The sequence below is a fragment of the Cupriavidus necator N-1 genome, assembly GCF_000219215.1.
In the GTDB taxonomy this organism is placed as follows: Bacteria; Pseudomonadota; Gammaproteobacteria; order Burkholderiales; family Burkholderiaceae; genus Cupriavidus; species Cupriavidus necator.
Genome location: NC_015726.1, coordinates 3,102,850 through 3,124,282 on the forward strand (window position 1 = coordinate 3,102,850; position 21,433 = coordinate 3,124,282).

At 65.6% G+C, this 21,433-nt stretch carries 20 protein-coding genes; 6 read left to right on the forward strand and 14 right to left on the reverse strand.

Going from position 1 to position 21,433, the window contains the following annotated elements; genetic code table 11:
• Window positions 1-14: 14 nt before the first annotated feature.
• The 7 genes from CNE_RS14540 to CNE_RS14570 form a co-directional block, all read right to left on the reverse strand.
• Complete coding sequence (locus CNE_RS14540; protein WP_013957862.1) at window positions 15-731, reverse strand: ABC transporter ATP-binding protein; 717 nt, start codon at window positions 729-731, stop codon at window positions 15-17.
• Window positions 732-745: 14 nt separating this feature from the next.
• Window positions 746-1,522 carry an ABC transporter ATP-binding protein gene (locus CNE_RS14545; RefSeq protein WP_013957863.1) on the reverse strand — a complete coding sequence of 259 codons (777 nt, stop codon included), beginning with the start codon at window positions 1,520-1,522 and terminating at the stop codon, window positions 746-748.
• A gap of 15 nt (window positions 1,523-1,537) precedes the next feature.
• Complete coding sequence (locus CNE_RS14550; RefSeq protein ID WP_013957864.1) at window positions 1,538-2,695, reverse strand: ABC transporter permease subunit; 1,158 nt, start codon at window positions 2,693-2,695, stop codon at window positions 1,538-1,540.
• Window positions 2,696-2,708: 13 nt separating this feature from the next.
• Entirely contained in the window at window positions 2,709-3,644 is a 936-nt protein-coding gene (locus CNE_RS14555) for a branched-chain amino acid ABC transporter permease (protein ID WP_013957865.1), read from the reverse strand.
• 216 nt (window positions 3,645-3,860) lie between these two features.
• Window positions 3,861-5,063 (reverse strand): branched-chain amino acid ABC transporter substrate-binding protein, encoded by a 1,203-nt coding sequence (locus CNE_RS14560; protein WP_013957866.1) that lies wholly within the window; start codon window positions 5,061-5,063, stop codon window positions 3,861-3,863.
• 567 nt (window positions 5,064-5,630) lie between these two features.
• Complete coding sequence (gene ispH, locus CNE_RS14565) at window positions 5,631-6,596, reverse strand: 4-hydroxy-3-methylbut-2-enyl diphosphate reductase (RefSeq protein WP_013957867.1); 966 nt, start codon at window positions 6,594-6,596, stop codon at window positions 5,631-5,633.
• A 39-nt stretch (window positions 6,597-6,635) separates the two neighbouring features.
• Window positions 6,636-7,124 (reverse strand): FKBP-type peptidyl-prolyl cis-trans isomerase, encoded by a 489-nt coding sequence (locus CNE_RS14570; RefSeq protein ID WP_013957868.1) that lies wholly within the window; start codon window positions 7,122-7,124, stop codon window positions 6,636-6,638.
• Window positions 7,125-7,229: 105 nt separating this feature from the next.
• Between CNE_RS14570 and CNE_RS14575 the strand changes: the two genes are divergently transcribed.
• From CNE_RS14575 to nadB, 4 genes are all read left to right on the forward strand, one after another.
• Window positions 7,230-7,772, forward strand: a complete 543-nt coding sequence (locus tag CNE_RS14575) for a UPF0758 domain-containing protein (RefSeq protein ID WP_013957869.1) — start codon at window positions 7,230-7,232, stop codon at window positions 7,770-7,772.
• A 150-nt stretch (window positions 7,773-7,922) separates the two neighbouring features.
• Window positions 7,923-8,156: a 50S ribosomal protein L28 gene (gene rpmB, locus CNE_RS14580; protein ID WP_006575661.1), complete on the forward strand. Its 234-nt coding sequence runs from the start codon at window positions 7,923-7,925 to the stop codon at window positions 8,154-8,156.
• 13 nt (window positions 8,157-8,169) lie between these two features.
• The gene (gene rpmG, locus CNE_RS14585; protein WP_010814980.1) at window positions 8,170-8,340 is read left to right on the forward strand and encodes a 50S ribosomal protein L33; all 171 of its coding nucleotides are present in this window, start codon (window positions 8,170-8,172) and stop codon (window positions 8,338-8,340) included.
• Between the two features lie 178 nt (window positions 8,341-8,518).
• Window positions 8,519-10,111 carry an L-aspartate oxidase gene (nadB, locus tag CNE_RS14590; RefSeq protein ID WP_013957870.1) on the forward strand — a complete coding sequence of 531 codons (1,593 nt, stop codon included), beginning with the start codon at window positions 8,519-8,521 and terminating at the stop codon, window positions 10,109-10,111.
• Window positions 10,112-10,183: 72 nt separating this feature from the next.
• Here nadB and nadC read toward each other — a convergent pair whose 3' ends face one another.
• The 6 genes from nadC to purN form a co-directional block, all read right to left on the reverse strand.
• On the reverse strand, window positions 10,184-11,047 hold the full coding sequence (gene nadC, locus CNE_RS14595) for a carboxylating nicotinate-nucleotide diphosphorylase (RefSeq protein WP_013957871.1): 864 nt from the start codon (window positions 11,045-11,047) through the stop codon (window positions 10,184-10,186).
• The gene (gene nadA / locus CNE_RS14600) at window positions 11,044-12,198 is read right to left on the reverse strand and encodes a quinolinate synthase NadA (protein ID WP_013957872.1); all 1,155 of its coding nucleotides are present in this window, start codon (window positions 12,196-12,198) and stop codon (window positions 11,044-11,046) included. The genes nadC and nadA overlap by 4 nt, the downstream gene beginning before the upstream one ends.
• Before the next feature lie 127 nt (window positions 12,199-12,325).
• Window positions 12,326-13,516 carry a DesA family fatty acid desaturase gene (locus CNE_RS14605; protein ID WP_013957873.1) on the reverse strand — a complete coding sequence of 397 codons (1,191 nt, stop codon included), beginning with the start codon at window positions 13,514-13,516 and terminating at the stop codon, window positions 12,326-12,328.
• A gap of 385 nt (window positions 13,517-13,901) precedes the next feature.
• Window positions 13,902-15,305, reverse strand: coding sequence for a mechanosensitive ion channel family protein (locus CNE_RS14610; protein WP_013957874.1), 1,404 nt, complete (start codon window positions 15,303-15,305; stop codon window positions 13,902-13,904).
• Window positions 15,306-15,370: 65 nt separating this feature from the next.
• Window positions 15,371-16,765, reverse strand: coding sequence for an RsmB/NOP family class I SAM-dependent RNA methyltransferase (locus CNE_RS14615; RefSeq protein ID WP_013957875.1), 1,395 nt, complete (start codon window positions 16,763-16,765; stop codon window positions 15,371-15,373).
• Window positions 16,762-17,430 (reverse strand): phosphoribosylglycinamide formyltransferase, encoded by a 669-nt coding sequence (purN, locus tag CNE_RS14620; protein WP_013957876.1) that lies wholly within the window; start codon window positions 17,428-17,430, stop codon window positions 16,762-16,764. The genes CNE_RS14615 and purN overlap by 4 nt, the downstream gene beginning before the upstream one ends.
• Before the next feature lie 257 nt (window positions 17,431-17,687).
• Here purN and CNE_RS14625 point away from each other — a divergent pair, with 257 nt between their 5' ends.
• A complete protein-coding gene (locus CNE_RS14625) occupies window positions 17,688-18,347 on the forward strand; it encodes a response regulator (protein ID WP_011615962.1) in 660 nt (219 codons plus the stop codon).
• 35 nt (window positions 18,348-18,382) lie between these two features.
• On the opposite strand, the gene CNE_RS14630 is transcribed toward CNE_RS14625, so the two are convergent.
• Window positions 18,383-20,191 (reverse strand): hybrid sensor histidine kinase/response regulator, encoded by a 1,809-nt coding sequence (locus CNE_RS14630; RefSeq protein ID WP_013957877.1) that lies wholly within the window; start codon window positions 20,189-20,191, stop codon window positions 18,383-18,385.
• A 227-nt stretch (window positions 20,192-20,418) separates the two neighbouring features.
• Between CNE_RS14630 and CNE_RS14635 the strand changes: the two genes are divergently transcribed.
• Window positions 20,419-21,414 carry a bifunctional riboflavin kinase/FAD synthetase gene (locus CNE_RS14635; RefSeq protein WP_041228102.1) on the forward strand — a complete coding sequence of 332 codons (996 nt, stop codon included), beginning with the start codon at window positions 20,419-20,421 and terminating at the stop codon, window positions 21,412-21,414.
• Window positions 21,415-21,433: the final 19 nt, after the last annotated feature.

A 21,433-nucleotide genomic window follows, 5' to 3' on the forward strand; every position in this document is an offset into this window, starting at 1 on the left:
AAACCGTTAGCCCCTTACTCGCCCAAGTAAGCCGCCCGCACCTTCGGATCGTCCAGCATCTCCTTGGCGTCCCCGCTCATGGTGATCAGGCCCGACTCCATCACGTAGCCGCGGTGCGCAGCCTGCAGCGCCAGGCGCGCGTTCTGCTCCACCAGCAGCACGGTCACGCCCTGCGCCGAGATGTCGCGCACGACCTCGAAGATCTTCTCGACCATGATCGGCGACAGGCCCATCGACGGCTCGTCCAGCAGCAGCAGCTTCGGCTGGCTCATCAGCGCGCGCGCCATTGCCAGCATCTGCTGCTCACCGCCGGACATGGTGCCGGCCAGCTGGTTGGCACGCTCCTTCAGGCGCGGGAAGATGCCGAACATGCGGTCGATGTCAGCCTTGATGCCGGCCTCGTCGTTGCGCGTGTAGGCGCCCATCTGCAGGTTCTCGGTGATGGTCATGCGGGCGAACACGCCCCGCCCTTCCGGCACCATCGCCATGCCATGCTTTAGCAGCGCATAACTGGGTACGCCCTTGATGGACTTGCCCATGTACTCGACATCGCCGCCGCCCCAGCCCTGCAGGCCGGTGATGGCCTTCATGGTGGTGGTCTTGCCGGCGCCGTTGGCGCCGATCAGCGTGACCAGCTCGCCGTCCTTGATGTCGAGGTCGATGCCCTTGACTGCCTGGATGCCGCCATACGCGACCTTCAGGCCCGAGATCTTCAATACTATGTCATTCATTTGCGGCTCCCCCGTCAGTGGGCCGAAGTGCCGAGGTAGGCCTCGATCACCGCCGGGTTGTTCTGGACGTCATGCGGCAGGCCCTGCGCGATGACCTTGCCGTAGTCGAGCACGGTCATGCGATTGCAAAGGCCCATCACCAGTTTTACGTCGTGCTCGATCAGCAGGATGGTCTTGCCATCGGAGCGGATCTTGTCGAGCAGGCCGCGCAGCTCAACCTTCTCGGTGGCGTTCATGCCGGCCGCGGGCTCGTCCAGCGCCAGCAGCTTGGGCTCGGTGGCCAGCGCGCGGGCAATCTCGAGCCGGCGCTGGTGGCCATAGGAGAGGTTGCGCGAGGTGAAGTTGGCGTACTTGCCGATGCCGACATATTCGAGCAGGTCGTGCGCCATGTCCTCGATGGCCTCTTCCTCGCGCCGCACCGAGGGCGGGCGAAACACCGCGCCCAGCAGATTGGCCTTGGTGCGCACGTGGCGCCCCACCATCACGTTCTCCAGCGCGGTCATGTCGCCGAACAGGCGGATGTTCTGAAAGGTGCGGGCGATGCCGGCCTTGGCCACTTCATGCACCGCGGTGGGCTGGTAAGGCTTGCTGTCCAGCACGAACTCGCCAGAGTCCGGTGTGTACAGGCCCGTGATCACATTGAAGAAGGTGGTCTTGCCCGCGCCATTCGGCCCGATCAGGCCGTAGATCTCGCCCTGCTTGATCTGCAGGCCCACTTCCGACAGGGCCTGCAGCCCGCCGAAACGCTTGTTGACCCCCTGTACCGACAGGAGGAAGTTGTCATTACTCATTATTCGTCCTCTTGCTCAGAAACGGCCCACGGTGCCGGCACGGCGCACCACCGGCCGGTCTTCCTTGCGCGGCGACGGCCACAAGCCGGCCGGGCGGTACAGCATCACCACCACCATGGCCAGGCCGAACAGCAGCTGGCGCAGCACTTCGGCATCGACCACTACATGACCGAAGATGGCGTGCTGGACCGGCTCGGCCACCACGCGCAGCAGCTCCTGGAAGCCGACCAGCAAGATGCCGCCCAGGATCACGCCCGGGATATGGCCAATGCCGCCCAGCACAACGATCGCCAGGACGTATATGGACTCCCACAGCGTGAACGATTCGGGCGAGACGAAACCCTGGAAAGCGCCGAACACGGCACCCGAGCAACCACCGAAGGAGGCCCCCATGGCGAAGGCCAGCAGCTTGATGTTGCGGGTATTGATGCCCATCGCCTTGGCGGCGATCTCATCTTCGCGAATCGCCACGAAGGCACGGCCGATACGCGAGTTCTGCAGGCGCAGGCAGACGAACACGATGACGATCACCAGCGCGACCAGCAGGTAGTAGTACATGAACACCGGCGTCAACTTGAGCCCAAAGATCTCGTGCGTTTTGGAAAAGTCGAAGCCGAAGATATGGACCGGGTCGATCGCGGTGACGCCCTTCGGGCCGTTGGTGATGTTCACCGGACGGTCCAGGTTGTTCAGGAAGATACGGATGATCTCGCCGAAGCCCAGTGTCACGATAGCCAGGTAGTCGCCGCGCAGCTTGAGCGTCGGTGCGCCAAGCAGCACGCCGAACGTGGCTGCCACCAGCACAGCGATTGGCAGCACAAACCACATGCTCAGGTGCAACCCATGCGGGAACAGGGCGTGGATTGCCTCGAACTGGTTGGCCAGATGGGGCGAGCCCAGCAAGGCCATCAGATAAGCGCCCACCGCGTAGAACGCGATATAGCCCAGGTCGAGCAGGCCGGCAAAGCCCACCACGATGTTCAGGCCAAGCGCCAGCATGATGTACAGCATTGCAAAGTCGAGCACGCGCACCCAGTAATTGCCGCCCAGCGTCTGCACGAGGAACGGCGCGCACATGGCGACCACCAGGAAGGACAGCAGCGCAGCCAGGGTCTTGGCCGGTACTCGGGACGGTGCTGCAACCACCGCCGTGGATGGAATCGGGGTATTCATGGATTCTCTCTCCTCAGGCGCGCTCGGCAACACGTTCGCCCATCAGGCCGGACGGACGGAACACCAGAACCGTGATCAGCACGATGAAGGCAAACACATCCTGGTAGTTAGAGCCAAAGATGCCGCCGGTAAGGTCGCCGATGTAGCCGGCGCCCAGTGCTTCGATCAGGCCAAGCAGCATGCCGCCGACCATGGCGCCGGCCAGATTGCCGATGCCGCCCAGCACCGCGGCGGTAAACGCCTTCAGTCCCGGGATGAAGCCCATGTAGAAGTGGGCGTTGCCGTAGTTGGTGGCCATCATCACGCCAGCCAGCGCGGCCATCGTGCCGCCGATCATGAAGGTGGCGGAGATCACGAAATTCGGGTTGACGCCCATCAGGCCGGCCACCTTCTGGTTCTCGGCGGTGGCGCGCATGGCGCGGCCGAGCTTGGTGCGGTTGACCAGCAGCAGCAGGCCTCCCATCACCAGCACTGCCATTGCGATGATCGCAATCTCCTTACCGGTGATGGTGGCGCCGGTCGTGCCGATATCGATCGGCGCGGAAGGCAGCAGTTGCGGGAAGGTCAGCGGATTGCGCGACCAGATCATCATCCCCACTGTCTGCAGGATGATGGAAACGCCGATCGCGGTAATCAGCGGGGCCAGCCGCGGCGCATTGCGCAGCGGTCGATAGGCGGCCCGCTCGATAGTGAACGAAAGCATGGCGCAGACCGGCATGGCGACCAGCGTGGCGATGACCAGCGTCAGCCATTCGGGCAGCCCCGGGGCAATTTTCTGCAGACCAAGGATGGCTGACAGGGCGGTCAGCGCGCCGATCATCAGTACGTCGCCATGGGCGAAGTTGATGATGCCGAGAATACCGTAGACCATGGTGTAGCCCAGTGCGATCAGCGCATAGATGCTGCCAATCACCAGGCCGTTCACGATCTGTTGGATAAAGATATCCATGAAAACTCCTGCTTCTGCCCCGACCGCTCGGCATAGTGTAGATGCCAGGGTGGGCGTTGGTGTTTATGAGTGGTGTGGTGGGTAAGGTGGTTGCTGGTAAGCGGCCTGCCGCGTTCGGCCCATGGTAAGGGCGCTATTACATATGGCTAGGCTAAAAATAACGGCACCGCAAGGTACTCACGGTGCCGTCCATACATTCGGGCGGGTAAGCCCGAATTACATCTTCACGATGTCAAGCACGGACTTCTTCTTGTCCTTGTACTCGTACAGCGTGATGGTGCCTTCCTTCATGTCGCCTTTCTCGTCGAAGGCGATGTTGCCGATCAGGCCCTTGTAGTTGGTCTTGGGCATCTCGACCAGGATGGCGGCCGGCTCGGCAGAGTTGGCGCGCTTCATGGCGTCGACGATGACCATCACCGCGTCATACGTGAACGGGGCGTAAATCTGCACCGGCGCATTGAAGCGGGCTTGATACTTTTTCTCGAACTCGGCGCCCTTCTCCATCTTCGACAGCGCCAGACCTGCCTCGGAGCAGATGATGTTGGAGACCGCATCGCCGGCCAGTTCGGCCACCTTGTCGGTACATACGCCGTCGCCGCCGACGATCTTGGCGCCGATGCCGAGTTCCTTGGCCTGCTTGGCGAACGGGCCGCCGGTGGCGTCCATGCCGCCGTACATGATGACGTCCGGCTTCTTGCCCTTGATCTTGGTCAGAATGGCCTTGAAGTCGGTGGCCTTGTCGTTGGTGGCTTCACGCGCCACCACGCTCACGCCGGCTGCCTTGGCAGTCTTCTCGAACTCGTCGGCCAGGCCCTTGCCGTAGGCGGTGGCGTCGTCGACGATCGCCACGCTCTTGGCGTGCAGGCTCTTGGTGGCGTAGTTGGCCAGCGCCGGGCCCTGCTGGGCATCGGTGGCCACCACGCGGAAGGTGGTCTTGAAGCCCTGCTTGGTGTAGTCGGGGTTGGTCGCGGACGGCGAGATCTGCACGATGCCGGCATCGCTGTAGATCTTCGAGGCCGGGATCGAGGTGCCCGAGTTCAAGTGGCCGACCACCGCCACCACCTTGGTGTCGACCAGCTTCTGCGCCACGGCGGTGCCGGTCTTCGGATCGCCTGCGTCGTCTTCGCCGACGAGTTCCAGCTTGATCTTCTTGCCACCGATTTCCAGGCCGGTCTTGTTGACTTCTTCCACGGCGAGGCGGGCGCCGTTTTCGTTGTCCTTGCCAAGGTGCGCAATGCCGCCGGTGAGCGGTGCCACATGGCCGATCTTGACGACGACTTCGCCGCCGCCCGCTGCAGGAGCTGCTGCAGCCGGCGCCGAAGACGCCGCATCAGCCGGCTTCTCTTCCTTCTTGCCGCAAGCTGCTACGAGCGCCACTGCGGCCGCAATCGGCAGAATCTTGGCAAACGTGATTTGCATGAGTGATCTCCTAGGATTCACGAAGACAGGGATTTTCAACGCCTCCCGGACGTTTCCCTGGACCGCCTTTGTTTAGTTTCAATTTGAAACGCGCGCATTGTATCCCCTTTCTTAGTCGATGCAATACGCGACGCAACATCCTTAACCATTTACCGACCAAATGAGCTAGGGAATTTCCCCAATGCACAGATTGCGGCAATTCCCGCTCACATGACGCGGCCGCCTCACCTACTTACAAGAATCGTGCCTGCGCCGCCCGGTGAGGCGTATAAGCATCGCCAGCACCACCTATAATGCGCCTTTATTAATTAGGTGTTTCATTTAAATTCAGTTGCGCCCATCTCTAATGTGCAGAATGTAGCGCCGCACCATAATAGGGAAAACCCCAGACCCGGGGATTACCCTGATTTGTCTGGTCAGCAGGACAGCCATGTTATTACCGGCACCATCCTCGTGCATTATTCGCACCGGCCGGCTGCAATTCGGGCGCACCAAAGACAAAGGGCGCCGCATCAAGCGGCGCCCTTGTTCAAGGCAAGGCTGGCAGGCGGGCGCAGCCCGCACCCATCAGGCGGCGGCGCTGGTTGGCAGCAGTCCGCGCGGCAGCGGGAACGCCATGTTCTCTTGAATGCCGTCGAGCGGCCGCACCTGGCGCGCACCAAGTTCGCGCAGGCGGTCAACGATGGACTGGGCCAGCGCCTCGGGCGCCGAAGCGCCGGCGGTCAGGCCGATACGGCGCTTGCCGGCGATCCATTCGGGGCGCACCTGCTCGGGGGCATCCACCATATAGGCCGGCACACCCAGGCGCTCGGCCAGCTCGCGCAGGCGGTTGGAGTTGGAACTGTTGGGGCTGCCCACCACGATCACCACCTCCACCTGCGGCGCCATGAACTTCACCGCGTCCTGGCGGTTCTGCGTGGCATAGCAGATGTCCTGCTTCTTGGGCTCGCGGATCTGCGCGAAGCGCGCCTTGAGCGCGGCCACGATCTCGCGGGTCTCATCCACCGACAGCGTGGTCTGGGTCACGTAGGCCAGCTGCGACGGGTCGGCAACCTGCAGCGTGGCGACGTCGGCCACCGACTCCACCAGCAGCATGCCGCCGCTGGCCTGGCCCATGGTGCCCTCCACTTCCGGATGGCCGCGATGCCCGATCATCACGATCTCGCAGCCCTCGGCGCGCATCTTGCTCACCTCGACATGCACCTTGGTCACCAGCGGGCAGGTGGCATCGAACACGTGCAGCCCGCGCGCGGCGGCATCGGCGCGCACTTCGCGCGACACGCCGTGGGCGCTGAAGATGACGGTGGCGCCCGCGGGCACCTCGTCGAGCTCGCGCACGAACACCGCGCCCTTGCGGCGCAGGTCGGCCACCACATAGGCGTTGTGGACGATCTCGTGGCGCACGTAGATGGGCGCGCCGAAGCGCTCGAGCGCACGCTCGACGATCTCGATGGCACGGTCCACGCCGGCACAGAAGCCGCGCGGCTGCGCCATCAGGATTTCTGCGTCGGGTGCGAGGGTCAGGTCAGGCATGCTGCGGTATCAGGATGGTTCGGCACGCGTGCGGCGTGCTCAGAGAATGCCGATCAGCTGCACGTCGAACAGGATGGTCTGCCCGGCCAGCGGATGGTTGAAGTCAAAGAGCGCAGCGGTCTCGCCGATCTCCTTGAGCACACCCGCGTACTTGCCGCCGCCGGGCGCGTTGAACTCCACCAGGTCGCCCGGGCTGTAGTCCTCTTCGAACGAACTGTTCTCGCGAAGCGTGGCCAGCGACACCCACTGCAGCAGCTCGGGGTTGCGCGGGCCAAAGGCCTGCTCCGGCGCTAGCCGGTAGGTCATGCGCTCGCCTTCGGGCATGCCGAACAGCGCCTGCTCCAGCGTCGGCGCGAACTGGCCCTGGCCGAGCAGCAGCGTGGCGGGTTTCTCCTCGAACGTGCTGACAACCTCGGTGCCGTTCTCGAGCGCGATGCTGTAGTGCAGGGTCAGGAAAGAGTCAGCCTGGACAGTCTTGCGGCCAGCCGTGCCGCCGTCGGTTTCCGACGCGAAAGTTTGCAAATTCATGGGTGATCAACCGGTCAACAACCCGTATTGTATTCGACTGGCCCATCGCCCGCCGCCCCGGGCCCGGCCTCACCCTCATCACGGCGTGACTACCCTGGAGTGCTCATGACCATTGCCAACTGGCCCGCCTGCGAGCGGCCCCGCGAGAAACTGCTGGAAAGCGGCGCCGCCGCCCTGTCCGACGCCGAGCTGCTGGCCATCTTGCTGCGCGTGGGCGCGGCCGGCAAAAGTGCCGTGGACCTGGCACGCGAGCTGCTGCACCGCTTCGGCTCGCTGACAGCCCTGTTCGCGGCCGAGGGGCGCGCGCTGGCCGAATCGCTGCGGCTGCCCACCGGCTTCGACTCCCCGGCGGCGGTGCGCAACTACCTGCGCCTGACGCTGGCATCGCTGCCGCACGAGGTGTTCCTGTGCCTGTTCCTGGATCCGCCCAACCGCATGGTGGCCAGCGAGGAGCTGTTCCGCGGCACCCTGACGCGCACCGCCGTCTACCCGCGCGAGGTGGCGCGCCAGGCGCTGGTGCATAATGCGGCCGGCATCATCGGCGCGCACAACCACCCGCGCGGCACCACCGCTGGCCGACTGCCGCGACCGCCCGCCCGGGCTGTGACGCCAACGCCACGGCACCGGCAGCGCAGCAACACCAGATAACGTCAAAGCACAGAAGGCATTGATTCGGCGAGGGAATCCGGTCTATAATGCCCGTTTTGCTGAAGTCTCAACCGCTGCAGTCCGGGCCCGCGCGCCTTTTGTTGATCTGTTGCGAACATTGTCCACGAATAGAAGATTTAGGAGTGCTTCATGGCACGCGTCTGTCAAGTGACCGGGAAAGCGCCGATGGTCGGCAACAACGTTTCCCACGCAAACAACAAGACCAAGCGCCGTTTTCTGCCCAACCTGCAGAATCGTCGTTTCTTCGTTGAATCCGAAAACCGCTGGGTGAGCCTGCGCGTCTCGAACGCCGGCCTGCGCCTGATCGACAAGAAAGGCATCGACTCCGTGCTCGCCGACCTGCGCGCACGCGGCGAAGTCTAATTAGGAGCACATCATGGCAAGCAAGGGCGGCCGCGACAAGATCAAGCTGGAATCGACCGCAGGTACGGGTCATTTCTACACGACCACCAAGAACAAGCGCACCATGCCGGAAAAGATGGAGATCATGAAGTTCGATCCCGTCGCCCGCAAGCACGTCGCTTACAAGGAAACCAAGATCAAGTAATTGATCCCGGTTCCCGCCAGAAAGCCCCGCCATGCCGCGGGGCTTTTTGTTTTGTCCATGCGGTGCTGGTGCGATAGGCGACCACCGCACCCGCGGCACTGATGCACGGCATGGCGGGCAGGTGTAGACTTTCCCGTTTCCCCCATCTGCCAAGCGCCCCCCGGCGCATCTCCGCATCATGAATTTCGACGTCGCCATCGTCGGCAGCGGCCTGGCCGGCCTTACGGTCGCACTGCAACTGGCCGACACCCACCGGGTGGCCATCCTCAGCAAGCGCGCCATGACCCAGGGCGCCAGCGACTGGGCGCAGGGCGGGATTGCCGCCGTGCTGGATTCCGGCGACAGCCATGACGAGCATACGCAGGACACGCTCGTCGCCGGTGCGGGGCTGTGCGACGAAGAGGCCACGCGCTTCATCGTGGAGCACGGGCGCGAGGCCATCCAGTGGCTGATCGACCGCGGCGTGCCGTTCACGCGCGACGAGCAGGCCGAACTGGGCTTCCACCTGACGCGCGAGGGCGGCCACAGCCGCCGGCGCATCATCCACGCCGCCGACGCCACGGGCCACGCCGTGGTCAGCACGCTGCTGCAGCAGGCGACGCAGCATCCGAACATCACCATCCTGGAAGACCACTTCGCGATCGACCTGATCACCTCGCGCAAGCTGGGCCTGCCGGGCAACCGCTGCTACGGCCTGTACGTGCTGGACGACAGCACCGGCGCAGTGCATACCCTCACCGCCACGCACACCGTGCTGGCCGCGGGCGGTGCCGGCAAGGTCTACCTGTACACCACCAACCCGGATACGGCCACCGGCGACGGCATCGCCATGGCCTGGCGCGCGGGCTGCCGGGTGTCGAACATGGAATTCATCCAGTTCCACCCGACCTGCCTGTACCACCCCTACGCCAAGTCCTTCCTGATCTCCGAAGCGGTGCGCGGCGAAGGCGGCCTGCTCAAGCTGCCCGACGGCACCCGCTTCATGCCCGAACACGATGCGCGCGCTGAACTGGCGCCGCGCGACGTGGTGGCGCGCGCGATCGACTTCGAGATGAAGAAGCGCGGCCTGGACTGCGTCTACCTGGACATCAGCCACCAGCCCGAGTCCTTCCTGAAGGAACACTTCCCGACCATCCACGCGCGCTGCCTGGAGTTCGGCATCGACATCACGCGCGAACCGATTCCCGTGGTGCCGGCCGCCCACTACACCTGCGGCGGCGTGGTCACCGACACCGCCGGGCGCACCGATATCGGCAACCTGTACGCCGTCGGCGAAACCGCGTGCACCGGCCTGCACGGCGCCAACCGGCTGGCCTCCAACTCGCTGCTCGAATGCATGGTGATCGGCCGCGCCGCGGCCGAGGACATTTCGTCCAAGGACAAGGCCGGCCTGCCGGACATCGCGCTGCCGGCCTGGGATGAAAGCCGCGTCTCCGATGCCGACGAGGAAGTGGTGGTGTCGCACAACTGGGACGAGCTGCGCCGCATGATGTGGAATTACGTCGGCATCGTGCGCACCAGCAAGCGCCTGGAACGCGCCCAACACCGCATCGGCCTGCTGCGCGAGGAGATCGCCGAGTACTACGCCCACTTCCGTGTCACCAGCGACCTACTGGAGCTGCGCAACCTGGTCGAGGTGGCCTCGCTGATCGTGGACAGCGCCTACTCGCGCCATGAAAGCCGGGGACTGCATTTCAGCCGGGACTATCCGGATGCACTGCCCAAGGCGCTGCCGACGGTGATGCAGCCGCCAGCCGCAAGGAAGCGCTGACGGCGGCCAGGCAAAGAAAAACGGGGTGGCGCCGCAAGGCCCCACCCCGTTTTTCTGGTATCGCGCGAAGCCTCAGCCGATGATCCGCAGCGAATAGTCCGTCGCCCGCACGTCCTTGGTCAGCGCACCGACCGAGATCCGGTCCACGCCGGTTTCGGCAAAGGTGCGGATGGTGTCGGCATTGACGCCGCCCGACACCTCCAGCAGCGCCCTGCCCCGGTTGAGCCTGACCGCATCCTGCATCATCGGCACGGTGAAGTTGTCGATCAGCACCGAATTCGCGCCGGCCGCCAGCGCTTCTTCCAGCTCGGCCAGCGTTTCCACCTCGATCTGCACCGACGCGCTGGTATCCAGCGCCAGCGCCGCCTGCATGGCCGCGCTGATGCTGCCAGCCGCGGCGATGTGGTTTTCCTTGATCAGGATGCCATCGTACAGCGCCAGCCGCTGGTTCTCGCCGCCGCCGATACGGACCGCGTACTTCTGCGCCAGGCGCAGGCCCGGCAGCGTCTTGCGCGTATCCAGCACGCGCGCACGGGTGCCGGCGATCAGGTCGGCATAGCGGCGCGTGGCGGTGGCCACGCCCGACAGCAGCTGCAGGAAATTCAGCGACGGGCGCTCCGCCGTCAGCAGCGAGCGCGCCGGACCGGTGATCTCGCAGACCACCGAATCGGGCGCCATGCGGGCACCTTCCTGCTGCAGCCAGCGCACTTCCAGCGCCGGGTCGACTGCACGCATGCAGGCATCGAACCAGGGCTGGCCGCATAGCACGGCGGACTCGCGCACGATCACGCGTGCGCGCGCCGCCTTGGCCGCAGGTACCAGCAGGCCGGTCAGATCGCCGCTGCCGACATCCTCGGCAATGGCGGCCTGCACATTGGCTTGCAGCGCGGCCTGCAGCGCCGGGCCATAGCTGTCGAAAATCGGGTTCACGCTCATGCCGGGCCAATCCCCTGGAACAGCGCCTGTTCCTTGGCCAGGTCTGCCGACGGACGCACATTGCGCTTCTGCGCGGCGGCGAAGTCCAACATGCGGTTGATGCAAGTCACCGCCTGGCGCCCGGTCACCGGGTCGACATGGATCTCGTTGCGGCCGGTTTCCAGCACCTCGGCCAGGTTGGTGAGCGCGTTCATGGCCATCCACGGGCAGTGCGCGCAGCTCTTGCAGGTGGCGCTGTTGCCGGCCGTGGGCGCTTCAATGAAGTGCTTGCCGGGCGCCGCCATGCGCATCTTGTGCAGGATGCCGTTGTCGGTGGCGACGATGAACTCGGTCGCGTCCAGCTTCTGTGCGGCCTCGATCAGCTGCGAGGTGGAGCCGACCACGTCGGCCTGCGCCACCACGTTTTCCGGCGATTCCGGATGCACCAGGATCTTGGCGTTGGGGAATTCGCGGCGCAGCAGGTCCAGCTCGATGCCCTTGAACTCGTCGTGCACCAGGCACGAGCCCTGCCACAGCAGCATGTCGGCACCGGTCTGCTTCTGGATATAGCTGCCCAGGTGCTTGTCCGGCGCCCACAGGATCTTCTTGCCCTGCGCATGCAGGTGCTCGACGATCTTCAGGCCGATGCTGGAGGTCACCATCCAGTCCGCGCGCGCCTTCACGGCGGCGCTGGTGTTGGCGTAGACCACCACGGTGCGGTCCGGGTGCGCATCGCAGAAGGCGGCGAACTCGTCGGCCGGGCAACCCAGGTCGAGCGAGCAGGTCGCGTCCAGGTCCGGCATCAGCACGGTCTTCTCGGGGCTCAGGATCTTGGCGGTCTCGCCCATGAAGCGCACGCCCGCCACCACCAGGGTCTGGGCCTCGTGGTCGCGGCCGAAGCGGGCCATTTCCAGGGAGTCGGAGACGCAGCCGCCGGTTTCCTCGGCCAGGTCCTGCAGGTCGGCGTCGACGTAATAGTGCGCCACCAGCACCGCATTGCGCTCCTTGAGCAGGCGGCGAATACGTGTCTTCAGGGACTGGCGCTCGTCGGGCGTCAGCACCGGCGGCACCTTGGCCCAGGCATGGGCCACGCAGCTACCGCCAGTGGCGTTTTCGGCATCCGACAGGTTCGGCTTTTCGAACTCGACGGTCTTGATCGATTGTGGGGTCATCTCCGGTACTCCTCTAGACCTCCGCCAGCAAGGGTGCGGCCCGGCCAGAATATTGGGGAGTTTATCTAAAACAAAAGCCCCGCCATGGGCGGGGCTTTGTCAAACCATACGGCGCGGCCGAATTGTATCAGGCGTAGCGGCGCAGGCGCAGCGAGAAATCTTGCAGCGCCTGGATGCCACTGGCCTCGGCACGATGGCACCAGGCCTGCAGCTGCTGCAGCAGCTGCTCGCGCGTCAGGTTGGAACGGCCCCAGATGGCGGCCAGTTCACGGCGCATTTCGACGAAGGTCTGCAGCGCCTTGTTCTGTTCGACGATGCTGGCGAGCTGTTCGCGCTGCGGCGCGGCCAGCTTGGTTTCCTCGCGGTGGAACCACTTGCTGGCCGGCTTGAAGCTGCGGTACTCGGCCACGCCGCCTTCCTTGAGCTTGTCCAGTTCCTGGCGGAACGCGCCCTTGACGGCCTTGGCGTAGCGCGCCATCACGTCATAGCGGTTGGCGATGATCGCTTCCAGCGTGTTGTGGTCAACCGGGCGGGCTTCCACCAGGCGCGCCTTGGGCGGGGTCTTCTTGACCTTGGCCAGGCCGACTGCCTGCATCGCGCGGATATAGCCCCAGCCCACATCGAACTCATACCACTTGATCGAGAACTTGGCCGAGGTCGGGTAGGTGTGGTGGTTGTTGTGCAGTTCTTCGCCACCAATGATCAGACCCCACGGCGACACATTGGTCGAGGCGTCCTCGCAATCGTAGTTGCGATAACCCCACCAGTGGCCAAGGCCGTTGATGATGCCGGCGGCATGGATCGGGATCCACAGCATCTGCACCGCCCACACGGTCATGCCGATCACGCCGAACAGCGCCAGGTCGATGATCAGCATCAGGCCGACACCCTGCCAGCCGAAGCGCGAGTACACATTGCGCTCGACCCAGTCATTGGGGCAGCCATGGCCGAACTTGGCGATGGTTTCCTTGTTCTTGGATTCGGCCCGATACAACTCCGCGCCCTCCAGCAGCACCTTGCGGATGCCGCGGGTCTGCGGGCTGTGCGGATCTTCTTCGGTTTCGCACTTGGCGTGGTGCTTGCGGTGGATGGCGGTCCACTCGCGCGTGACCATGCCCGTGGTCAGCCAGAGCCAGAAGCGGAAGAAATGCTGGGCGATCGGGTGCAGATCCAGCGACCGGTGCGCCATGCAGCGGTGCAGGAAGATGGTGACGCCGGCGATCGTGATATGCGTCATCACGAGCGTGTAGATGACGATCTCCCACCAGGTCCAGTTGGCAAGGCCGTTGGCGGCCCAGTCAAGAATAGTGTCGAACAAACTGTTCTCCGTCAGTTAAACAGGGACTTTCCCGTGCAGCCCGGCGGGGCCGGTGCACGCAATGCGCAGAAAAAAGGCTGCGAATCCAAGTGATTGCGATAGCTTTCTGGCGCCTGCCACGGGACCCGAAGTCATTCCGGGCTCCCAGGCACACGAGTCTCGCGCCGGCGCTGGGATGACCCTCCGCGGGCGGGACAAGGTACGAGCCGCTGCAATCTGGCGGCTGTCTGATGTGGGAGCGTGCGCTGCAACCTTAGCTGCAACCCGCGACAACCCGGCATTCTACCGGATCGCGCGACGCGCAAGCATACGCTATTTCCCGGATTTTGACGGGGTGCAACGGTTTTCGTTCCGTGGGTGGCGCATGCTGCGCCCGCCTGGCGGCCTATGCGGCACTCGCCGCATTCGCCTCCGCTACGATGTTAGATGGGGGCAGATCGGCACCGGGCAAGGGTGCTCCCCCCAGCACGCGGAGTTCGCGCTGCGGATAGGGGATGGAAATCCCATGCTCGCGGAGCGTGCGCCAGATCGCGCGGTTCATCGCGGACTGCACGCCCAGCTTGCCGTTCTGCGGATCGGCCACGAAGACCGCGACCTCGTACTCGATGCCGCTGTCGGCAAACAGCACCAGGAAAGCGGCGGGCTCCGGTTCGGGCAGCACGCGCGGCAGGTTGCGCACGCACGCGGTCAGCAGCGCGATCACCGTTTCCGGATCGGCGTTGTAGTCTGCCTGCACCCGGGTAGCCACGCGCACATTGGTGTTGGAGAACGAATGGTTCTGCACCGGCTGCGCCACCAGCTGCTCGTTCGGCACCAGGGTTTCGCCATCGCCGTTGCGCACCACCGTGTAGCGGGTGCGGATCTGCGACACGATGCCGGTGTACTTGTCCACCGTGATCTGGTCGCCCAGCTTGACCGAGCGGTCCAGCAGGATGATGAAGCCGGAGATGTAGTTGCTGGCGATCTTCTGCAAACCCAGCCCCAGGCCCACGCCCAGCGCGCCACCGAACACCGACAGCACGGTCAGGTCGATCCCCACCAGCGACAGGCTCAGCAGCAGCGACACCAGCAGCAGCAAGGCCTTGGAGATGCGCGTCAGCACCACCTTCAGGTTGCCGTCGAGGTTGGTCGAGCGCATCAGCCGCTCTTCCAGCCAGGAACCGAACCACAGCGCCACCAGCACCGTCAGCAGGATCCAGACCACCGCCATCAGGGTGTCGGCCAGGTTGATCTTCTGCTTGCCGCCGATCGAGAAGCGCACGCCCTCCATCCACGCCACCACGTCCGCCAGCACACCCAGCACGTACAGCGCCATGCCGGCCCACACCAGCGTGGTCAGCACCTTCTCCACCAGCAGCAGCATGCCGTGCAGCTGGCCGCTGCCCGACATTACCCGGCGCAGCACATAGAAGGTGAAATTCAGGAAGGTGATGCCGAACAGCGGCACCAGCGCCAGGCGCAGCACGCTGATCGGGATCAGCGGCGCCAGCGCGAAGCGGGCGATCAGCACCAGCACCCAGCCGGCCAGCGGGAACATGGCGCGCTCGAGGCTGGCGGCGGCAAAGCGCACGGAGAAGCTTGAGCTTTCGTAGCGCGCTTCCAGGCGCCGCACCACGAAGCGCGCCAGCGGCCACGCCACCAGCAGGCAGCCGGCCAGTACCAGCAGCTGCCAGAAGAAGCCCGGCCCGCCTGCGTCGCGGATCAGGTCGTCCAGCATCTTGCCGAACATGGAATGGGAGGCCTTCAGGTCCTTCAGGCCGCCCAGGTCGGACAGGGTCTCACCGTTCATGGAGGAAACTCAGGGTTGGCGCGGCCGCCCGCGCGATCGGCGGGCGGCCCGGCAGGCACGGCCGCTCAGCTGGTGCGTTCCAGCACCGCGGCAAAGAAGCCGTCGGTCTGGTGCAGGTGCGGATACAGGGCAAACATGCCGTTGTCCGGCAGCCCGGTCACTTCGATCTTCTGCTCGGCCAGCACTTCGGCGGCCGGCACCAGGCGGAAGTTGGGGTGCGCAGCCAGGAAGTCGCGCACGATCTGCTCGTTTTCAGCTTCCAGCACGCTGCAGGTCGCGTAGACCACGCGGCCGCCGCCCTTCACCAGCCGCGCGGCCGAGTCCAGGATCGCGCTCTGCTTGGCAGTCAGTTCCAGCACCGACTCCGGCGATTGCCGCCACTTCAGGTCGGGGTTGCGGCGCAGCGTGCCCAGCCCGCTGCAGGGCGCGTCGACCAGCACGCGGTCGGCCTTGCCGGCCAGGCGCTTGATCTTGGCGTCGCGCTCGGAGTCGATCAGCACCGGGTGGACGTTGGACAGCCCGCTGCGCGCCAGCCGCGGCTTCAGGTTGGCCAGGCGCTTTTCCGATACGTCAAAGGCATAGAGCCGGCCGGTGGAGCGCATCGCCGCGCCGAGCGCCAGGGTCTTGCCGCCCGCGCCGGCGCAGAAGTCGACCACCATCTCGCCGCGCTTGGGTGCGACCAGGTTGCACAGCAGCTGGCTGCCCTCATCCTGCACCTCGACCAGGCCGTTGACGAAGATCGGCAGTTGGTTCAGCGCCGGCTTGCCGGCCATGCGGATGCCGGCCGGCGCCATCGGCGTGGGCTCGGCGCCCAGGCCGGCGGCCTGCAGCTCGGCCAGTGCGGCCTCGCGGCTGGTCTTGGCCAGGTTGACGCGCAGGTCCAGCGGCGCCGGACGCAGCAGCGCGTCGCCCAGGGCCGCCGCAAAGGCCTCGCCGTGGCCGCGCACCAGTTCATCGTAGAGCCACTCGGGCAGGTTGGCGCGCACGCGCGGCGCCAGGCTGGAGCGCTCGATCGTGGTCAGTCGGTCCAGCCACTCGGCTTCTTCGGGATGCAGGAACGGCGTCAGCGTGTCGCGGCCCAGGGTCGCGGCCAGGCCCAGCAGCGCCAGCCGGCGCGAGGTCGCGCCCGTGCCGCTTTCGGCAAACTGCGCAAACTCGACGCGCCGGCGCAGCACCGCGTAGATGGCCTCGGCAATGATGCCGCGCTCGCGGTGGCCAAGCTTGCTGTTCTCGCGGAAGTAGTAGCTCACCACGGCATCGGCCGGGCGCGCAAACAGCATGACCTTGCCGAGCAGGCGGTCGATATGCTGGATATGGGTGGCATGCAGGCCGCCGTGCGAGCGGACCGCGGCGCCGTCGGCATTGGGCGACTTGCGGATGGGGCTGCCCTTGCCCTTGCTGCGCACGGGGGCGCGTCCTTCGCTGCGCGGGGATCGGGTTCCTGCCTGGGTGCGACTCATGCCTTGACTCCTCCCGCCGGGGTATTGGCGGAGATGGCCATCAGCAATTGCGATTCGGCCGGGTTGATAACGTTGACTACGCCGTCCTGCAGTTGCAGGCGGTTCTCGACGAACCATTGCACGGCGCGGGGATAGATCACGTGCTCGCATTCGAGCAGGCGCGCGGCCAGGCTCTCGGGCGTGTCCGCGGGCTGCACATCAAGTGCAGCCTGGATCACGATCGGGCCATGGTCGAGTTCAGGGGTGACAAAGTGCACGGTGGCGCCATGCAGCTTGACGCCGGCGTCCAGCGCCTGCTTGTGGGTGTTCAGGCCCGGGAAGCACGGCAGCAGCGACGGATGGATATTCAGCAGCCGGCCCGCATAGCGGTCGACGAAGCCGGGCGTGAGTATACGCATGAAACCGGCAAGTACCACCAGGTCGGGCGCGTAGGCGTCGATGGCCTCGGCCAAAGCCGCGTCGAAAGCAGCACGGTCAGGGTGCTGGCGATGGTCGACCACGCCGGTTTCGATGCCCTGCTGCTGCGCGAATTGCAGCCCGGCGGCATCCGGCCGGTTCGACAGTACTGCCGCCACCCGGGCAGGCCAGCCGCCCCCCGCGCAGGCACGGACGATGGCTTCCATATTGGAGCCTCGCCCGGAAATCAAGATGACAATTTTTTTCATCGCGCAATTCTACCAAGGCAAGGCGCTAAACTCCGGTAAAGCCAACGCATTACGTGCTTAATTCACGAGAATCGGACAGGGCGCGATGTCTCTAACATGTGACGGCGTGACCGTATACCCCCGATTGATGGATTGTGACGCTTCGCCCCCTCTGCTAGAGTGGGCGCTACGTCCACGCGCCAACCCTGTGCCTGACACAGTGCTCGCCAAGAGCTGGTGACAACAAGGACGAAACGGGAATTTGAACGGGAATTCGCATGTCGAACGCTGCACCGACGTTGTTGGTGGTCGATGATCATCCTATGGCTTTGTCAGGCACTACGGCTTTTCTCGCCGAAGTCATGCCGGATGTGGCCGTCCATGCCGCCGGCAGTGCCCGCGAAGCCCTGACAAGCCTGCAGCAGGGGTTGCGCCCCGATATCGTGCTGCTCGATATCTGGCTGAACGATGGCACGGGCTTCGACGCCATGCAGTCGTTCAAGACCGTCATTCCTGGCGCACGCTTCATCTTCATGTCCGCCGAGGCCACCCCCGAGATCGTCGGTCGCGCCCGCGCGCTGTCGGCCTGCGGCTTCGTCGGCAAGCACCTTGATGCCAATGCCTTCACCGCCGCGGTGCGCAAGGTGCTGGCAGGCGACACCTCCTTCCCCACCGATGAGGCCCTGAACGGCCGCGCGCAGTCGTTCGGGCCCGCCCACGGCATTCCGGTCACGCCGGCCGAACTCGGCCTGACGCCGCGCCAGGGCTCGGTGCTGGCGCTGGTGCTGGAAGGCCTGCCGAACAAGGTGATCGCGCGCCGCCTGGGGCTGACCGAGAACACCGTCAAGGAACACGTGTCGGCCATCCTGCAGCGCCTGGGCGTGCGCACGCGCATGCAGGTAATGTCGCGCATGGAGCGGTTCCGCCTGCGCCAGTAACGCAGGCCGGCACCCTTCGCCGTCCTCCCCCCGCCCTACGCCGGCCGCAGCCAGCGGCGCAGCAACAGCCGCAGCGAAGCCGGGTCCACCGGCTTGGGCAGCACGAAATACCCCGCCTCTTCCGCCGCCGCCAGCGCGGCGGATTTCAGGTCGCCGGTCAGCAGCGCGCTGCGCGCCTGCGGCTGCGTGTTCTGCCAGCGCTCGAGCAAATCCAGTCCGTTCTCGCTGCCGGGCAGGCGCAGGTCGCAGAAGATGATGTCCGGGCGCAGGCCCTTGGCAAACAGCTTGTCAGCCTCGGCGCCGTGCGCGGCGCAGGCCACGCGGATGCCCCAGGCCTCCATCAGCGCGATCCAGGCCTTGCGGATCTGGCTGTCGTCGTCGACCACCAGCACCGTGCCCTGCAGGCGGTCGGGCTTGGCCTCTTCTGCCTGCGCCATCGCGCGCATCTCGCGCACGCTGGCCACGGTCTCGGCCGGCACCGTCGCCAGCGCGAACCAGAACACCGAACCCTTGCCCGGCACCGAGCGCACGCCATAGGTGCCGCGCATCAGGCGCACGCATTCCTTGAAGATGGCCAGCCCCAGGCCCTGCGACGGGTCGCGCTGCGGGTTATGGACCTGGTAGTACGGCGAAAAGATGTCGGGCAGGTGCTCCGGTGTCACGCCGGCGCCGGTATCCCAGACTTCCAGCCGCACACTCTTGCGGCGCTGGCGCGCGGTCACCAGCACGCCGCCGCGCTGGGTGTAGCGCAGCGCGTTCTGCACCAGGTTGAACAGGGCCCGGCGCAACAGCACCGGCTCGGCCATGGCGTACAGCTCGTCGGGCACGCGCGGGGTCAGGGTCAGGCCGCTTTCGCGCGCATCGGCGGCAAACTGGCTCATCACGTCGCGGATCAGAGCGCCCAGCTCGCATGGCTCCAGCGTCGGCAGGACCTTGCGCCCTTCCAGCTTGGACAGGTCCAGCAGCGAACGGAACAAGAGGTCGATGGTCTGGGTGCCCGCCGCCACCTGCTCCACCAGCGGATGCAGCGCCGACGACTGGTTGCGCGCGCGCAGCGCCTCCACCAGCATCACCAGCGCATGCACCGGCTGGCGCAGGTCGTGGCTGGCGGCGGCCAGGAAGCGCGACTTCTCCTCGCTGGCATGCAGCGCGCGCTCTTTTTCCTCCTGGAACTGCTTGGCCAGGCGGCGGCTGTCGCCCTCGAGCTGGATGGCGCGCACCAGCGTGACCTGCAGGTTGAAGGCATGGCGCGACAGCATCCCCCCGTAGATCACCAGCAGTCCCTGCACATAGGCGCCATGGCCGGGGAAGGCGAATTCCGCCATCAGGATGTTGGGCACCAGGATCGGCACGCCGGCATAGACCAGGTTCGACGGCACCGGCGCCTGCGACACCGCGCCGCCAGCCAGCACCCCAAGGGTCAGCAGGTACAGCACGCTGGAGAACACCGCCGAGCCTGTATACAAATGCAGCAGTGCCGAGCTGCCCCAGGTTACGCCGGTCAGGAAGGCAACCGCGCGCATATTGTTCCACCACTTGCGCGTGTGCGCGGAACGGCTCATCGAGGCATGGTCGCGCTGGTAGCCGACGTAGAACCACAGGCCGCCGGCCGTCAGCAGCAGCATCACCGCGCACCAGCCGAGCAAGGCCGAGTGGCTCACGTCGTTCCAGAATCCCAGTGTGGTCAGCGCGGGCAGCAGCACCGAGGCCACGATTGCCGTAGGCGAGTTCTTGTGCACGATGGCCATCAGCTTGGCGCGCGTCTCGACGTCGAGCTGGGCGGTCGCCTGAGGCAGGACTCGGGGCAGGAGCCGGGAAAAGAACCGGTTGGGCAGCGCTTTCAAGTGTGGCTGGCTTGGAATGGGCGGATATCGGGGGCAGCAGGTGCCAGGGCCGAAGTGGAGCCGAAGTGGGCCATATCATGCCGCCTTTTGCGGCATCGCGCCATGCCGCGAGGGCCGGTTGCGGCACAAAAACAGCAGCGCGGCACCGGCCGCGGGCGGCGGGAGCGGTAAGCGGACCCATTCGCCTTATAATGCTCGCTTTAACTGAAACGTTTCCCGCCGTCCCCGTGAAAGTCTTCCGCGGCCTGCCCAACGCCGAAAGCCGGGCGCCCTGCGCGCTCACCATCGGCAATTTCGACGGTGTGCATCGCGGCCACCAGTCGCTGCTCGCGCGTGCGCGCGCAGCGGCCGACGCACGCGGCCTGCCGCTGTGCGTGATGACCTTCGAGCCGCATCCGCGCGAGTTCTTCACCCCGGACAAGGCCCCCACCCGCATCGCGCTGCTGCGCGACAAGCTGGAAAGCCTGCGCCGCAACGGCGTGGACCGGGTGGTGGTGGAACACTTCAACGCCCACTTTGCCGCCCAGTCGCCGCAGGCGTTCGTCGAGAACGTGCTGTGGCATGGCCTGCACGCGCGCTGGGTGCTGGTCGGCGACGACTTCCGCTTCGGCGCCAAGCGCGCCGGCGACTTTACCTACCTGCAGGAAGCCGGGCGCCGCTACGGCTTTGATGTCGAGCAGATGGGCTCGGTGTCCGAAGGCGGCATCCGCATCTCCAGCTCGGCGGTGCGCCAGGCGCTGGCTGACGGCGACCTGGAGCATGCCCGGCGCCTGCTTGGCCACGGCTATGCCATCAGCGGCCACGTGATCCACGGCCGCAAGCTGGGCCGCGACCTGGGCTTCCCGACGTTGAACCTGCGCATCTCGCACAAGCGGCCGGCAGTCAGCGGCATCTTCGTGGTGCAGGTGCATGGCATCGCCGACCAGCCCTTTCCGGGCGTGGCCAGCATCGGCGTGCGCCCCACCATCGAGGACGCCGGCCGGGTGCTGCTGGAAGTTCACCTATTCGATTTCAAAGAGAACCTGTACGGCAAGCTGGTGCGGGTTGAATTCATGAAGAAGCTGCGCGACGAAGCGCGCTTCGACAACCTGGACCAGCTCACCGCCGCCATCGCCAAGGACAGCGCCGATGCGCGCGCCTTCTTCGGCCTGACCGCCCCGGGCGCGGCCGAAGGCAGCGGCGGGCGCGACTTCGCCACCTCCGCCACCGACCGAATTAGGTAGCGGCCGGCGCCTGCCCGCA

Excerpts from the sequence above, each read along its gene's own strand:
- CNE_RS14540 (WP_013957862.1), bottom strand. The coding sequence starts at position 731 with ATGAATGACATAGTATTGAAGATCTCGGGCCTGAAGGTCGCGTATGGC.
- CNE_RS14545 (WP_013957863.1), bottom strand. The coding sequence starts at position 1,522 with ATGAGTAATGACAACTTCCTCCTGTCGGTACAGGGGGTCAACAAGCGT.
- CNE_RS14550 (WP_013957864.1), bottom strand. The coding sequence starts at position 2,695 with ATGAATACCCCGATTCCATCCACGGCGGTGGTTGCAGCACCGTCCCGA.
- CNE_RS14555 (WP_013957865.1), bottom strand. The coding sequence starts at position 3,644 with ATGGATATCTTTATCCAACAGATCGTGAACGGCCTGGTGATTGGCAGC.
- CNE_RS14560 (WP_013957866.1), bottom strand. The coding sequence starts at position 5,063 with ATGCAAATCACGTTTGCCAAGATTCTGCCGATTGCGGCCGCAGTGGCG.
- ispH (WP_013957867.1), bottom strand. The coding sequence starts at position 6,596 with ATGCCTGACCTGACCCTCGCACCCGACGCAGAAATCCTGATGGCGCAG.
- CNE_RS14570 (WP_013957868.1), bottom strand. The coding sequence starts at position 7,124 with ATGAATTTGCAAACTTTCGCGTCGGAAACCGACGGCGGCACGGCTGGC.
- CNE_RS14575 (WP_013957869.1), top strand. The coding sequence starts at position 7,230 with ATGACCATTGCCAACTGGCCCGCCTGCGAGCGGCCCCGCGAGAAACTG.
- rpmB (WP_006575661.1), top strand. The coding sequence starts at position 7,923 with ATGGCACGCGTCTGTCAAGTGACCGGGAAAGCGCCGATGGTCGGCAAC.
- rpmG (WP_010814980.1), top strand. The coding sequence starts at position 8,170 with ATGGCAAGCAAGGGCGGCCGCGACAAGATCAAGCTGGAATCGACCGCA.
- nadB (WP_013957870.1), top strand. The coding sequence starts at position 8,519 with ATGAATTTCGACGTCGCCATCGTCGGCAGCGGCCTGGCCGGCCTTACG.
- nadC (WP_013957871.1), bottom strand. The coding sequence starts at position 11,047 with ATGAGCGTGAACCCGATTTTCGACAGCTATGGCCCGGCGCTGCAGGCC.
- nadA (WP_013957872.1), bottom strand. The coding sequence starts at position 12,198 with ATGACCCCACAATCGATCAAGACCGTCGAGTTCGAAAAGCCGAACCTG.
- CNE_RS14610 (WP_013957874.1), bottom strand. The coding sequence starts at position 15,305 with ATGAACGGTGAGACCCTGTCCGACCTGGGCGGCCTGAAGGACCTGAAG.
- CNE_RS14615 (WP_013957875.1), bottom strand. The coding sequence starts at position 16,765 with ATGAGTCGCACCCAGGCAGGAACCCGATCCCCGCGCAGCGAAGGACGC.
- purN (WP_013957876.1), bottom strand. The coding sequence starts at position 17,430 with ATGAAAAAAATTGTCATCTTGATTTCCGGGCGAGGCTCCAATATGGAA.
- CNE_RS14625 (WP_011615962.1), top strand. The coding sequence starts at position 17,688 with ATGTCGAACGCTGCACCGACGTTGTTGGTGGTCGATGATCATCCTATG.